This window comes from Hydrogenophaga sp. PML113 (assembly GCF_001777155.1).
GTDB classification, from domain to species: domain Bacteria; phylum Pseudomonadota; class Gammaproteobacteria; order Burkholderiales; family Burkholderiaceae_C; genus Hydrogenophaga; species Hydrogenophaga borbori.
This window is the reverse complement of the sequence record NZ_MIYM01000005.1, coordinates 42,175-56,529: the sequence shown is the minus strand read 5'-3', so window position 1 is coordinate 56,529 and position 14,355 is coordinate 42,175. Positions and strand designations below refer to the sequence as shown.

Genomic DNA, 14,355 nt, shown 5'->3' with positions numbered 1-14,355 from the left:
GGGGACGCCGGCACCCGATGCGGGGTGCCGGCCGGGGTCGTTCAGGACCCGGTCACATCTTGCAGGCGCTCTCCGATTGGGGCGGTGCGAGCTTCTCCAGCGGCTCATTGGCGGCCGGCACGGCCTCGCCGAACTGCAGGAAGTCCTGCTTGTGCTTGGCCTGGCCCTTGGGCTTGACGGTGAACGGGTAGGCCTCCTGCATGAGCTGGTGGTCCCAGCGGCGGAAGTAGGCCTTGCGCCCCTTGAGGATGTCGAACTGGGCTTCCGACTCGAAGTAGGCGATGAGCTTGTCGGTGTCGGTCGACTTGGTCTCCTTCATCGCCTGCACCAGCATCATCAGAGAGACGTACTCGATCCAGGCGTGGTTCTCGGGGATGCGGCCGTACTTCTTGGTGAAGCGCTCGACGAAGGCCACGGAGCCCGGCGTCTTGAGTTCGTGGTGCCACACCGTGGGCCAGATGCCGCCCAGGTTGCCTTCGCCCGCGGCCCAGGCGTCGGCCGTGTTGAGGTTGAAGCCGGCCACCGGGTACTGCAGGCCGAACTCGGCGTACTGCTTGACGAAGTTGGTGACCTGGTTGCCGCCCAGGTTGGTGGCGACCAGGTCGGGCCGGGCCTGACGGATCTTGAGCAGCTGCGGGCTGAAGTCGGTCAGGTCGGTGGGCACCAGTTCGTCGCCGATCACCGTGCCGCCATTGGCGGTGAAGAAGCGCTTGGCCGCGCGCGAGAGGTCGTGGCCGAACAGGTAGTCGGAGGTCAGCGCGTAGATCTTCTTGCCCTTGACCAGACCCTCGCGCAGCAGCGCCTCGCCGGCCGCGTTGACCATCACCGTGACCGGGATGTCGACGTGGAAGGTGTAGCGGTTGCAGTCCTTGCCGCGCAGCGCGTCGGAGCGCGCGCCGATGCTCATGAACAGGGTCTTGTTGCGCGCCGCAACCTGCGAGATGGTGAGCGCCGAGGCCGAGTTGATCTCGCCCATCAGAACCAGCACCTTGTCGCGCTCGATCATGCGCTGGGCCTTGCTGGAGGCCGTCTGCGGGTTCACCGAGTCTTCGCTGATCAGTTCGATCTTTCGGCCGTTCACGCCGCCGGCGGCGTTCACCTCTCCCACCGCCATCTTGATGCCCTGCATGGCGTAGTCGCCCAGCGCGCCCAGGAAGCCGGTGAGCGGCGTCAGGTGGCCGATGCGGATGGGCTCGTTGCCCTGCGCCAGCGCGGGCAGACCCAGCGCCGCGCCGCCGGCGGCCAGCGCGCCAGCCTTGAGCAGCGTGCGCCGCCGCGTTCCTTGGTCCAGTGTCCGATCCATGTCTCGTCTCCTCGTTGTAGGGGTTCTCTTCTCGATGCGGACGGCATGATAGGAAGCGCTGACAGCGATGAAAAATACTGTTTTCCGAGACTGGATAGAAGAAAATCCTATAGCCCTGAAAACACCCCTTTTCCCGAGAGAGATGGAGACCGCAGAACATGGACTTCCGCCAGCTCAAGTACTTCGTTCAGATCGTTGAAAGCGGCAGCCTGGCCAAGGCCTCGCGCCAGCTCTTCATCGCCCAGCCCGCGCTGAGCCAGCAGATCGCCAAGCTGGAGGCGGAGGTGGGCAAGCCCCTGCTGATCCGCACCGCCAAGGGCGTGACACCCACCGAGAGCGGCACCGCCCTGCATCACCACGCGCGCTTCATGCTGCGCCAGCTGGAGCAGGCGCTGAGCATCGCGCGGCAGGACCCGGGCTCGGTGCACGGCATGGTCTCGGTGGGCCTGGCCGCCACCACGGTGTGCGCGGTGGGCGTGAGCTTCATGCGCCGCATCCGCGAGAAGTACCCCGGCATCGTGCTCAACGTGGTGGAGGGCATGAGCGGCCACCTGGCGCAGATGATGCGCATGGGCCAGCTGGACCTGGCCATTCTCTTCAGCCGCGACGCCGTGCCCGACCTGCCCTGCGAGCCCCTGGTGGAGGAAGAGCTGTTCGTGATGCTGCCGCAGGACAGCGAGCTGGTGCCGCAGCGGCGCGTGAAGATCAGTTGCGCCGAGACGGCGGCGCTGCCACTGATCCTGCCCACCAGCATCCACGGCCTGCGCCGGCGCATCACCACCGAGTTCGAGCAGCGCAGCCTCACCGCGCACGTCGTGGCCGAGATTGATTCGCTCTCGCTGCTGATGACCTGCGTGCGCGACGGCCTGGGCGTGACCATCAAACCCATGGCCGCCGCCCTGCTCGAAGGCCGCATGCGCGAGCGCTGGCGCACGCTGGCCTTCTCCGACGCCGACATGAAGCGGCCGAACTACCTGTACTCGGTGGACCCGACGCGGCTGTCGCCGGCGGCGGCGGTGGTGAGGACGGAGCTGCGCGAGACGGTGAAGGACCTGGTGCGCGGTGGCGTCTGGCGCGGGGTGAACCTGATCTGAGTGCGGGGGCGGGACTTTGCGCCCGCGGGGTGGCGCGGCACACTGCGGCCATGAACACCCCATCCCGATGGAAGCTGGCCGTGGGCCTGGCCGCGGCGCTGTGGCTCGCGGGCTGCTCGGACCGCGGCGCCGACACCCCACCGCCCGCGCCTGCGCCCGCCGCGCCCACGCCGCCCCCCGCGCCCGCCACCGACCAGTGGATCGGCGAATGGAGCGGTCCGGAAGGGACCTTCGTCCGCATCACGGGCGGCAACGGCCACTACGACGTCACCGTGCAGAACCTGGATGGGCCGAGGACCTTCGTCGGCATGGCGGTGGGCGACGCGGTCGAATTCGAGCGCGATGGAAAGAAGGAGGTCCTGCGCGCCAGTAACGGCGAGCAGACGGGCATGAAGTGGCTGGCCGGCAAGAAGGACTGCCTGAAGGTCCGGACCGGGGAAGGGTACTGCCGGGACTGAGCGCGGTCTTGGCCCTTGGCCTCGGCGCCACCCTGATCAGTCCGTCCCCAAACCCACCGGGTTCGGCAAGCGCTTCTCCACCGCATGCCGCAGCAGCGCCGCCGTGCGGAACACACCGTGCGCGAACTTGCCATACGGCAGCGTGGCGAACAGCGCCATCACCGCACCCAGGTGCGCGCACAGCAGCACGGTCATCGCGGGCGTACCGCGCCCCCACCAGAGCAGCAGGCCCGTCAGGGCGGTGAGGAACAGCAGCGCGATGAAGCCCAGGTCCATGGGCTTCTGCGCCCGGTCGCCATGCGCGGGATCGCGCCGGCGGTTCAGGCGCCACAGGCCCGCCGTGCCCAGCACCAGCATCGCACCGCCCGCGCCACCCAGCAGCTTGGGCAGGCTGGGCAGGTCGTAGGGCGCGACCCAGCCGAACAGGTAGTGGTACAGCGTGCCCACACTGGTGGCCGCGAAGCACAACAGGAAGCCGTAGAAGCTGAGGTGGTGGAAGCGCCGGCGCGAGAGGGTGTAGGCGTCGTCCTCGTTGGGGCAGCCCTCGCCGTGGCCGCCGTCCAGGTACTTCAGGCGCAGCACGTTGTGCGTGGCCTCGGCGGCGGCGGGGGCCGCCACATCCACCCCCCCGGTCACCGGTTTGATGTCGCGCCAGAAGCGGCGCACGCCCATGCCGAGCGCGAAGACCACGAAGGCGAACACCGGCAGGAAGATGCCCACGAGCAGCTGGTGCGGGAAGACGCGGTAGAAGTCGCCGCGTGGCGCGCCGGCCCACAGCGAGCCCTGCAAGGCCGCGGCCAGCAGCAGGAACAGCGCCAGGCCCAGCGCCAGTGCCACCGACAGCACGAGGCCATTGCGCTGGTAGAGCCGGCCCAGCGCGGGCGGCCAGGCGCAGTCAGCGTAGGTCTGGCCGCGCACCTGGGCCATGGCCTTGGGGATGTTGACGGCGAAGTCGTGCGGTGGCGCGTACTGGCAGGCGTGCAGGCAGGCGCCGCAGTTGTGGCAGAGGTTGGCCAGGAAGTGCACGTCGGCCTTGGGGAATTCGAGCCGGCGCGTCATGGCCGGGAAGACCGCGCAGAAACCCTCGCAGTAGCGGCAGGCGTTGCAGATCTGGAGCTGGCGCGCGACCTCGGCCTCCGGGCCCGTGGCCGCCACGGGTTCACCCTGGGCGAGGGCGCGCGCGTCGCGCGCGAGGGCTTCAAGCGCCTGCATGCCGCGCTCCCCTTTTCATGGCGGCGGCGGCGGCGTTCGTGCCCGCGATGCGCCCGAAGGCGGTGCCGATGGACATGCCGACACCGGCCGTGTAGCCCTTGCCCAGCACGTTGCCGGCCATCATCTCGCCGGCCACGAAAAGGTTCTCGCTGGGCTGGTCCCTGAAACGCACGGCGGCGGTGTCGTCGGTCTTGAGGCCCAGGTAGGTGAAGGTGACGCCGGGGCGCAGTGCGTAGCCGTAGAAGGGCGCCGTGTCGATGGGCCGGGCCCAGTGCGTCTTGGCGGGCGACACGCCCTCGGTGTGGCAGTCGTCGAGGGCGGTGTGGTCGAAGCGGCCGACGCGGCAGGCGGCGTTGTAGTGGCTCAGGGTCTGCATGAAGGTGCTCTCGTCCAGGCCGAGCTGGCGCGCGAGTTCGGGCAGGCTGTCGGCCTTCACGCCGGGGAACACGGGCGGCATGAAGCGGCCGATGGCCTGGCTGTCGATGATGGAGTAGGCGATCTGCCCCGGCTGCTGGGCCACCAGCCGGCCCCAGATGGCGTAGCGCTTGGGCCAGAAGTCCTCGCCCTCGTCGTAGAAGCGGTGCGCCTCTCGGTTGACCACCACGCCCAGCGAGACGCAATCGATGCGCGTGCAGATGCCGCCGTCGTACAGCGGGGCGCGCGCGTCGATGGCGACCATGTGGGCCTGCGTCGGGTCACCGATGCCGTCGGCCCGCTGCTCGTCGAGCATGTGCCTGAGCAGAACGCCCTGGTTGAAGGCGGTGCCGCGGATGAGGAAGTTGTCGGCCGGCCATTCCCCGCGCCCGTTCTGGCCCCAGGCTTCGCGCAGCCAGTCGCGGTTGGACTCGAAGCCGCCGGCCGCGAGCACGCAGGCGCGCGCGGCGATGCGTTCGCCGCCGCGCAGGTGGGCGGCGACGAAGCGGCCGTCCTCGAGCTCGAGGCGGTCGACGGGGGCTTCGTAGCGAACCTTCACGCCCAGGCGCCCGGCGCTGCGGTAGTAGGCGTTGACCAGCGCCTTGCCGCCGCCCATGAAGAAGGCGTTGGTGCGCGCCACGTGCAGCGCGCCCGAGAGCGGCGGCTGGAAGTGCACGCCGTGGCGGCGCATCCAGTCACGGCAGGTCGATGACGCGCGGATGGTCAGGCGCGCGAGGTGTTCGTTGGTGATGCCGCCGGTGACCTTGAGCAGGTCCTGCCAGAACTCCTCTTCGGGGTAGGCGTCGACCAGCACGTCCTGCGGCGCGTCGTGCATGCAGCGCAGGTTGCGCGTGTGGGCGGAGTTGCCGCCGCGCCAGGCGCGCGGCGCGGCTTCGAGCAGCAGCACGCTGGCGCCCGCTTCGCGCGCCATGAGCGCGGCGCACAGGGCGGCGTTGCCGCCGCCGATGACCAGGACATCGGGTTCCAAACCAGCCTCGCGGGAAAGCCGCCAGCGGCCTTCCGCCGACGATGGCCGCACTCTAGGCAGGCGCCGCTTCGCCGGGAAGCGGGCGCCAGGCATGGGGGTATCAGTCTTTGTGAAGCCTGTCGGGCGACCAGAGCCGCGTGCCGGGCCAGGCACCGCCCCCGATGAGGCGCTTGACGCAGTCCACCACCACCACGCGCGTGGCCAGGGCGGCGGGCGACAGCTCGTCCTCGCTCAGACTGCACAGCAGGTTGGTGCGGCGCACCTGGGCGTCGTCGATGAGCGAGAGGCGCAGGCGCTGCTGCGCATCGGGGACGCCGTGCACGGCCGCGTAGGGCTGCAGGCTGCTGCCCAGGCCGGCGTCCACGGCGGCCATCACCATGGACAAGGAGTCCACCTCCATCACCACCTGGGGGCGGATGCCGGCACGTGCGAAGGCGGCGTCGAGCGTCAGGCGCAGGCCGTGTGGGTGCGTGGGCAGGATCAGGGGCTCGTCGCCAAGGTCGGCGAGCGCCAGGCGTTTGCGCAGCCGCCGCCTGGCCTGCGTGATGAGGAAGATGTCCTCGGTGAACAGGGGCTGGCGGTCCATCAGGCGGTCACCCGGCGCGGCCCCCCCCTGTCCCGCGTGCGGATCGAACAGCACGGCAAGGTCGAGCTCGCGCGCCTTGAGCTGGGCCGCGAGATGGCCCGACATGCCCTCCACCAGGTGCAGGCGCACGTCGGGGTAGCGCTCGAGCATGGCCTGCATCAGCGGCAGGCCCAGCACGGCCGCCGTGGTGGGCGCCAGCCCCACGCTGACGGAGCCCGACAGGCGCGCGGCCTGCGCGGCACGCGCGGCCTGTTCGGCGTGGCGCAAGGTGAGCTTGGCCTCGCGGAAGAAGGCCATGCCGGCCTCGGTGGGCAGCACGCCGCGCGGCGTGCGCTGCAGCAGGCGCGTGCTGAGTTCGCTTTCCAGCCGGCTGATCTGCTGGCTCAGCGCGGACTGGACCATGTCGAGTTCCGCCGCCGCGCGGCTCATGGAGCCGAGTTCGACGATGCGGACGAAGTAGCGCAGTTGCCTCAGTTCCATGGCGGGTCCTCAGTCGTTCCCGGCTGGGCCTTGCCAGCCACCACCGAGCGCGGCCACCAAGGCCATGCTCGCCGCCAGCCGCTCGGCGCGCACGTCCAGCGCGGCGCGGCGCGCCGACAGCGCCAGATTCTGCGCGGTGGCCACTTCCAGGAAGCTGATCTCGCCGGCCTCGTAGCGGTAGCCGACCACGCGCTCGTTCTCGTTGGCCAGTTCCACCAGGCGCGCCTGCTGGCGCTCCTGCTCGGCCAGGGTGGCGAGTTGCGCAAGCGCGTCCTCGGTCTCGCGCACGGCGGCGAGCACGCCCGCACGCCAGGCCGCGGCCTGTTCGTCGTAGGTAGCGCCGAACAGGGCCTCGTTGGCGCGGCGCGCACCACCGTCGAACAGCGTGGCGGCGAGGCGCGGGCCCAGCGACCACACGCGCGAGGGCGTGTCGAGCAAGCGCGCGAAGCTCGACGCCTGCCAGCCGGCGCTGGCCGAGAGCGTGAGGTCCGGCAGCCAGGCCGTCTGCGCGATGCCGAGGCGCGCGTGCGCGGCGGCGAGTTGGCGCTCGGCGGCGGCCAGGTCGGGACGGCGGCGCAGCAGCTCGACGGGCAGCGCGGCGGGCACCGGCGGCACGGCGGGCAAGGCGCCTTCACGCACCGCGACGGGAAAGTCCGTGGGCGTGGCGCCGGCCAGCAGCGCGAGCGCGTTGGCCTCCAGTGCGCGCTGGCGCTGGAGCGTGAAGGCCTGCGTGCGCAGGGACTGCAGCTGCGTGTCCGCCTGGATGACGTCGGCGCGCGCCACCAGGCCGGCCTCGTACTGCAGGCGCGTGATCTGCAGCGAGCGCGTGTAGGCGGCATCGGCCTCGGCCTGCAGCGCCAGCTGGGCGTCGAGCGCGCGCAGGCGCACGTAGCCTTGCGCGGCGGCCAACTGCAGCGCCAGTCTCGCGGCGTCGAGCAGCGCGGCCTGGGCGTCGGCGCCGGCCGCGGCGGCCTCGCGCTCGCGCGCGGCGCGGCCCCAGAGGTCGGGCGTCCACGACAGATCCAGGCCGGCGTCGTAGAGGCGGCGCGTGCCGGCGCTGGCGCCGCTGCTGGTGGTGCCGCCGCCGCTGCGCGTGACGCCAACACCCGCGCCGAGGCTGGGCAGCGCCAGCGCGCGCGCCGCGTCCACCTGCGACAGGGCCTGGCGCCAGCGCGCCTCGGCCTGCGCGAGTTCGGGGCTGGACTCGGCCACGCGGCGCAGCAGGGCGTCGAGTTCGGGGTCGCCGTAGGCGCGCCACCACTCGGGGTGAATGGGCTCGCGCGCGGCCTCGGCGTTGGCGTGGCGGAAGCCGGCGGGCAGCTCGATGCGCGGCGCGGGCGCCTCGCGGCCACCGCTGGCGCAGGCCGCCAGGATCAGCGGCAGCGCCGCGAGCGCGAGGCGGCGGGGCAAGGAAGCGGACAGGGGCAACAAGGGCATGGCGTCAGGCGGTGGTGGCGGCGGGCGCGGGCGCGGCGGGTGGGCCCAGGCGCGCGCGCAGCCGTTCCAGCATCAGGTAGACCACGGGCGTGGTGTAGAGCGTGAGCAGCTGGCTCACGGCCAGGCCGCCGATGATGGCGATGCCCAGCGGGCGGCGCAGTTCCGAGCCTTCGCCCAGGCCCAGCACCAGCGGCACCGCGCCCAGCAGCGCCGCCAGGTTGGTCATGAGGATGGGGCGCAGGCGGCGCAACGCGGCCTCGTGGATGGCGTCGCGCGGCGCCAGGCCGCGCTGGCGCTGCGCGGCGAGGGCGAAGTCGATCATCAATATGGCGTTCTTCATCACCACGCCGATCAGCAGGAACAGGCCCAGCAGCGCGATCAGGCTGAACTCGGTGTCCGAGATCCGCAGCGCCAGCAGCGCGCCCACGCCAGCCGAGGGCAGGGTGGACAGGATGGTCAGCGGGTGCAGCAGGCTTTCGTAGAGCATGCCCAGCACCAGGTAGACGGTGACCAGCACGGCCAGGATCAGCCAGGGCTGGCGCTTGAGCGTGGCCTGCAGGCTGTTCGGGTCGCCCGCGCGCTCGCCGGTGGAGATGCTGGTGGGCAGCAGCAGGCCGTTGACGGCGCGCTCGATGGCCGCCTGCGCCTGCTGCAGGCTCACGCCTGGCGCCAGGCCGTAGCTGATGCCGGCGGAAGCGAACTGCGCGTCGTGCTGCACGCGGTCGCGCGTGAGGCCATAGCGCCAGGTGGCGATGGCGCTGAGCGGCACGCGCTGGCCCGCGCCGTTGAGCAGTTGCACCTCTTCCAGCGCGCTCGGCTCGCTGTTGCCGCGCGGGTCGGCCTCCATGACCACGCGGTACTGGTTCAGGGCGTCGTACAGCGTGGCCACCTGGCGCTGCGAGAAGGCGTTGTTGAGCGCGGTGGTCACCGTGTCCATGCCCACGCCCAGGCGGCGCGCGGCCTCGCGGTCCACCTGCAGCACCACCTGCTGCGCATCCTCGCCGGCGCCGAAGTCCACGCCGGCCAGCTCGGGCAACGCGCGCAGCGCCTCGCCCACCGGGCGCGTCCACTGGCGCAGGTCGTCCAGCGAATCGGAGCGCATGACGAACAGGTACTCGCCGTCACCGCCGCCGCTGGCCAGCCGGATGTCCTGATCGACCGACACGAACAGGATGCCGCCGGCGATGGGCGGCGCGGCGGCGCGCAGGCGCGCGACCACGGCCGAGGCCGGCTCGCCGCGCTCGGCCAGGGGCTTGAGGCGGATGCGGAACCAGGAATTGCTGGTGCCGGTGCGCCCGCCGCTGACACCGGTGACGTCGGCCACGGCCGGGTCGGCCACCAGCAGGCGGCGGTAGGCCTCCACCTTGGGCTGCATGCCCTGGAAGGAGAAACCGTCGTCGCCGCGCACGAAGCCGCTGAGCTGGCCGGTGTCCTGCTGCGGCAGCATGCCCTTGGGGATGGCCACGTAGAGCCAGACGTTGAGCGCCACCGTGCCCACGAGCAGCAGCAGGGTGAGCCAGTGGTGGCGCAGCGCGAAGGCCAGGCTGCGCGCGTAGCCGGCCTGCACGTCGGCCAGCGCGGTGGCGATGAGGCGCGCCAGCGGGCCCGGCGCGCGCGTGCGCGGGCCGGCCGGCAGGCCATGCGCGCACAGCGCCGGCGTGAGCGTGACCGACACGGCCAGCGAGATCAGCATGGCCGCCACCAGGGTGAGGGAGAACTCGCGGAACAGGCGCTCCACCACGCCGCCCATGAACAGGGTGGAGACGAAGACCACGATCAGCGCGCCGTTCATGGCGAGCAGGGTGAAGCCGACTTCGCCCGCGCCGGTGAAGGCGGCGCGCCAGACGGTGCGCCGGCCGATCTCGCGCCGGCCGGTGGCGGCCAGAGCGGCGCGCGCGCGCTCGAGGTGGCGCTGGATGTTCTCCAGCACCACGATGGCGTCGTCCACCACCAGGCCGGCGGCCACGATCAAGGCCATCACCGACAGGTTGTTGAGCGAGAAGCCCAGCCACCACATGGCCGCCAGCGCGCCGACCAGCGACACCGGCAGGGCCAGCGCGGGAATGAGCGCCGTGCGCAGGCTGCCGAGGAAGGCCCAGACCACGGCCATCACCAGCAGGCAGCTCAGGACGAGGGTGAAGCGGCCCTCGCGCAGCGTGGCGCGGATGCCGGGCGAGCGGTCCATCACCACGCTCAGCTGCGTGTCGGCCGGCAGCAAGGCGCGCAGCTGCGGCAGCTGCGCGTGGATGGCGTCGACGGTCTGCACGATGTTGGCGCCCGGCCGCCGGCTCACCAGCAGCACCACGGCCGGGCGGTTGTTGTGGTAACCGGCGGTGTAGCGGTTCTCCACCGAGTCGCTGACCTCGGCCACGTCGGACAGGCGCACCAGCGCGCCGCCTTCGTTGCGCACCACCAGCGCCGAAAAATCGGCCGCCGTGCGCAGCGGCGCCGGCAGCGCGATCTGCCAGCGCGAGGCGTCGCGCTCCACCGCGCCAACGGGCCGCCAGGCGTTGGCGTCGGCGATCGCGCGGCGCACGTCGTCCAGCGACAGGCCGCGGTGCGCCAGCGCCTGGGGCTGCACCTGCACGCGCACCGCCGGCAGCGAGGAGCCGTCCACCGTGACCTCGCCCACGCCCGCCACCTGCGCGAGCTTCTGCGCCAGCACGGTGGAGGCGTTGTCGTACAGCGCCGACGGGGGCAGCCGCGGCGAAGACAGGGCCAGCGCCATGATGGGCGCCTGCGAGGGATTGACTTTCACGAAGCTGGGATTGCCCACCATGCCGGACGGCAGTTGCCCGCGCACCGCGTTGATGGCGGCCTGCACCTCGCGCGCCGCGTCGTCGATGTCGCGGTTCAGGTCGAACTGCAGCGTCACGCCGGTGCTGCCCTGGTTGCTGCTGGAGCGGATGCTGGTGACGCCCGCGATGCTGCCCAGCGCGCGCTCCAGCGGCGCGGCCACGGTGGACGCCATGCTCTCGGGGCTGGCACCGGGCAGGCTGGCGCGCACTTGGATGACGGGGAAGTCCACGCGCGGCAGCGGCGCCACCGGCAGCAGCCGCAGGGCCAGCAGGCCGGCGAGCACGATGGCGGCGGCCAGCATCGCGCTGCCCACGGGGCGGCGGATGAAGAAGCGGGCCAGCGCGTGCATGGCGGTTCAGGCCAGCGGGGCGCGCGCGGCGCGGCGGCGCGCCAGGCGGTCGAAGGCCAGGTAGACCACCGGCGTGGTGAACAGGGTGAGCACCTGGCTCACGACCAGGCCGCCCACCATGACGATGCCCAGCGGCTGGCGCAGCTCGGCGCCCGAGCCGCTGGCCAGCATCAGCGGCACGGCACCGAACAGCGCGGCCAGCGTGGTCATGAGAATGGGGCGAAAGCGCAGCAGCGCGGCGCGGTGGATCGCCTCGCGCGGCGACAGGCCCAGGCGGCGCTGGGCGTCGAGCGCGAAGTCCACCATCATGATCCCGTTCTTCTTCACCAGGCCGATCAGCAGCACCACGCCGATCACCGCGATCAGGTCCAGCGGGCGGCCCGCCAGCAGCAGCGCGGCCAGCGCGCCCACCGTGGCCGAGGGCAGCGTGGACAGGATGGTCAGCGGGTGCACCGCGCTCTCGTAGAGCATGCCCAGCACCAGGTACATCACCACCACGGCGGCCAGGATCAACCACAGCGTGTTGGTGAGCGAGCTGCGGAAGCCCTCGGCCGCGCCCTGGAAGGCCAGCTCCACGGCGATCGGCAGCTCGATCTGGCGCCGCACGGCATCGATGGCGGCCACGGCCTCGCCCAGCGAATGGCCGGGCGCGAGGTTGAAGGACAGAGTGACCGCCGGGAACTGGCCCTGGTGCTCGATGGCCAGTGGCGCGCGCCGCTCCACCGCGCGCGCCACGGCGGACAGCGGCACCGGACGCGCATCGGCCGCGCCGCCGGCGGGCCGCACGTACACGCCCTCCAGCGCCTGCAGGCCGCCGCGCGCCGCGTCGTCGCTCTCCAGCACCACGCGGTACTGGCTGGCGTGCGTGAACAGGGTGCTGACCTGGCGCTGGCCGAAGGCGCTCTGCAGCGCGGAGGCGATGTCGCTCATGCGCAGGCCCAGGCGGGCGGCGGCGTCGCGGTCCACCTCCAGGTAGGCCTGCAGGCCCTCGCGCTGCAGGTTGCCGGCCACGTCGGCCAGCTCGGGCCGCTGCGCCAGGGCCTGCAACAGGCGCTCGCTCCACTCGGCCAGCAGCGCGCCGTCGGGCGAACTGAGGGTGAACTGGTACTGCGTGCGGCTGATGCGGTCTTCCATGCCCAGCTCCTGCACCGGCTGGAACCAGGCCTGGATGCCGCCCACGCCACGCGCACGCTCGCGCAGGCGGTCGATCAGCTCGCCGGCCGAGACCGAGCGTTGCGCGTGCGGCGCCAGCGTGATCAGCATGCGCCCGCTGTTGAGCGTGGCGTTGCTGCCGTCCACCCCTATGTAGGAGGCGATGCTCTGCACCGGCGCTTCGGCCAGCAGGGCCTCGGCCAGCGCGCGCTGGCGCTCGGCCATGGCGCCGAAGGACACGCTCTGCGGCGCCTCGGTCACCACCTGGATCGCGCCCGCGTCCTGCACCGGGAAGAAGCCCTTGGGCACGGCCAGGTAGAGCAGGCCGGTGAGCAGCAGCGTGGCGGCCAGGGCCAGCAGGGCCAGCGGTTGGCGCGCGAGCACCCAGTCGAGCGCGTGGCCGTAGCGCTCGATGGTTCCGCTCAGCCAGTCGCGCTGCTCGCCGTGCGCGGGCGGGCGCGGCAGCAGGCGCGCGGCCATCATGGGCGTGAGCGTGAGCGAGACCACCAGCGAGATGGCGATGGCCACGGCCAGGGTGACGGCGAACTCGTGGAACAGGCGGCCCACCACGTCGGCCATGAACAGCAGCGGGATCAGCACCGCCACCAGCGAGACCGTGAGCGAGACCAGGGTGAAGCCGATCTCGCTGGCGCCCTTGAGCGCTGCCTCCATGGGCCCCGCGCCCTGCTCGCGGTGGCGCGCGATGTTCTCCAGCATGACGATGGCGTCGTCCACCACGAAGCCGGTGGCGATGGTCAGCGCCATCAGGCTCAGGTTGTTGAGCGAGTAGCCCAGCAGCAGCATGGCCGCGAAGGTGCCGACCAGCGACAGCGGCACGGCCACGCTGGGGATGAGCGTGGCCGCCGGCGTGCGCAGGAAGACAAAGGTGACCAGCACCACCAGCGCGATGGCGAACAGCAGCTCCTTCTGCACGTCGCGCACCGAGGCGCGGATGCTCTCGGTGCGGTCGGACACCACCTGCACCTTCACCGTGGCCGGCAGCGTGGCGGTGAGCTGCGGCAGCAGCGCGCGCACCTGGTCGGCCACGGCGATGACGTTGGCGCCGGGCTGGCGCTGGATGTTGAGCAGCACGGCCGGCGCCAGGCCGCAGCCGCCGGCCGGCTGGCCTTCGGCGCAGGCCATGCCGGCCCAGGCGGCCAGGAAACGGTCCTCGGCGCCCTCTTCCACCTGGGCCACGTCGGCCAGGCGCAGCGGCGCGCCGTCGCGCCAGGCCACGATCAGGCGCCGGTACTCGGCCACCGAGCGCAGCTGGTCGTTGGCGTCGAGCATGGTGCTGCGCAGCGCGCCGTCGAAGCTGCCCTTGGGCTGGTTGTTGTTGGCGGCGGCGATGGCCGCGCGCAGCTCCTCCAGCGTGAGGCCGTTGGCCGCCAGCGCGCGGCTGTTGGCCATCACGCGGATGGCCGGGCGCTGCCCGCCCGCCAGGCTGACCAGGCCGACCCCGGGCAGGCGCGAGAGCTGGCCCGCCATGCGCGTGTCCACCAGGTCGACCACGCGCGGCAGCGGCAGGGTCTCGGACGAGATGGCCAGGGTGAGGATGGGCACGTCCGCCGGGTTCACCTTGCGGTAGATCGGCGGCGCCGGCAGGTCGGACGGCAGCAGGCTGTTGGCGCTCTGCAATGCGGCCTGCACGTCCTGCTCGGCCACGCCCAGGTCCACCTCCAGCGCGAACTTCAGGGTGATGACCGAGGCGCCGCCCGAGCTGGTGGACGACATCTGCGCCAGGCCCGGGATCTGGCCGAGCCGGCGCTCCAGCGGTGCGGTGACGGTGCGCGCGGTGACGTCGGGACTGGCGCCGGGCTGGAAGGTGAAGACCTGGATGACCGGGTAGTCCACCTGCGGCAGCGCCGACACCGGCAGCTGGCGCCAGGCCAGCAGGCCGGCGATCAGCACCGCCAGCATCAGCAGCGAGGTCGCCACCGGCCGCAGGATGAAGGGGCGCGAGAGGGAGGGCGTGGACATTTCAGTGGCTCCGTCGCTCGTGGGTGCCGCGGAACCGGCTTTGCCGGTCCGCAGGCGCCGCCCCCTGGAGGGGGTCGCGCGAAGCGCGGCGGGGGTGTTTCAT

At 72.1% G+C, this 14,355-nt stretch carries 9 protein-coding genes; 2 read left to right on the top strand and 7 right to left on the bottom strand.

All coding sequences use genetic code 11. From position 1 onward, the window contains the following. Positions 1 to 52 precede the first annotated feature (52 nt). The gene (locus tag BHU06_RS11245; protein WP_070399285.1) at positions 53 to 1,303 is read right to left on the bottom strand and encodes an ABC transporter substrate-binding protein; all 1,251 of its coding nucleotides are present in this window, start codon (positions 1,301 to 1,303) and stop codon (positions 53 to 55) included. 158 nt (positions 1,304 to 1,461) lie between these two features. Here BHU06_RS11245 and BHU06_RS11240 point away from each other — a divergent pair, with 158 nt between their 5' ends. After that, positions 1,462 to 2,397 (top strand): LysR substrate-binding domain-containing protein, encoded by a 936-nt coding sequence (locus BHU06_RS11240; RefSeq protein WP_070399284.1) that lies wholly within the window; start codon positions 1,462 to 1,464, stop codon positions 2,395 to 2,397. A 50-nt stretch (positions 2,398 to 2,447) separates the two neighbouring features. Next, complete coding sequence (locus BHU06_RS11235; protein WP_070399283.1) at positions 2,448 to 2,855, top strand: hypothetical protein; 408 nt, start codon at positions 2,448 to 2,450, stop codon at positions 2,853 to 2,855. A 36-nt stretch (positions 2,856 to 2,891) separates the two neighbouring features. Here BHU06_RS11235 and tcuB read toward each other — a convergent pair whose 3' ends face one another. The 6 genes from tcuB to BHU06_RS11205 form a co-directional block, all read right to left on the bottom strand. Further along, positions 2,892 to 4,067, bottom strand: a complete 1,176-nt coding sequence (gene tcuB, locus BHU06_RS11230; RefSeq protein ID WP_070399282.1) for a tricarballylate utilization 4Fe-4S protein TcuB — start codon at positions 4,065 to 4,067, stop codon at positions 2,892 to 2,894. Beyond that, positions 4,054 to 5,469 (bottom strand): FAD-dependent tricarballylate dehydrogenase TcuA, encoded by a 1,416-nt coding sequence (tcuA, locus tag BHU06_RS11225; protein WP_070399281.1) that lies wholly within the window; start codon positions 5,467 to 5,469, stop codon positions 4,054 to 4,056. Before tcuA ends, tcuB begins: the two co-directional genes overlap by 14 nt. 100 nt (positions 5,470 to 5,569) lie before the next feature. Continuing rightward, the gene (locus tag BHU06_RS11220; RefSeq protein ID WP_070399280.1) at positions 5,570 to 6,535 is read right to left on the bottom strand and encodes a LysR substrate-binding domain-containing protein; all 966 of its coding nucleotides are present in this window, start codon (positions 6,533 to 6,535) and stop codon (positions 5,570 to 5,572) included. Positions 6,536 to 6,544: 9 nt separating this feature from the next. Further along, the gene (locus BHU06_RS11215; RefSeq protein ID WP_070399279.1) at positions 6,545 to 7,972 is read right to left on the bottom strand and encodes an efflux transporter outer membrane subunit; all 1,428 of its coding nucleotides are present in this window, start codon (positions 7,970 to 7,972) and stop codon (positions 6,545 to 6,547) included. 4 nt (positions 7,973 to 7,976) lie between these two features. Then, the gene (locus BHU06_RS11210; RefSeq protein ID WP_070399278.1) at positions 7,977 to 11,120 is read right to left on the bottom strand and encodes an efflux RND transporter permease subunit; all 3,144 of its coding nucleotides are present in this window, start codon (positions 11,118 to 11,120) and stop codon (positions 7,977 to 7,979) included. A 6-nt stretch (positions 11,121 to 11,126) separates the two neighbouring features. Further along, positions 11,127 to 14,252 (bottom strand): efflux RND transporter permease subunit, encoded by a 3,126-nt coding sequence (locus tag BHU06_RS11205; RefSeq protein ID WP_070399277.1) that lies wholly within the window; start codon positions 14,250 to 14,252, stop codon positions 11,127 to 11,129. Positions 14,253 to 14,355 lie beyond the last annotated feature (103 nt).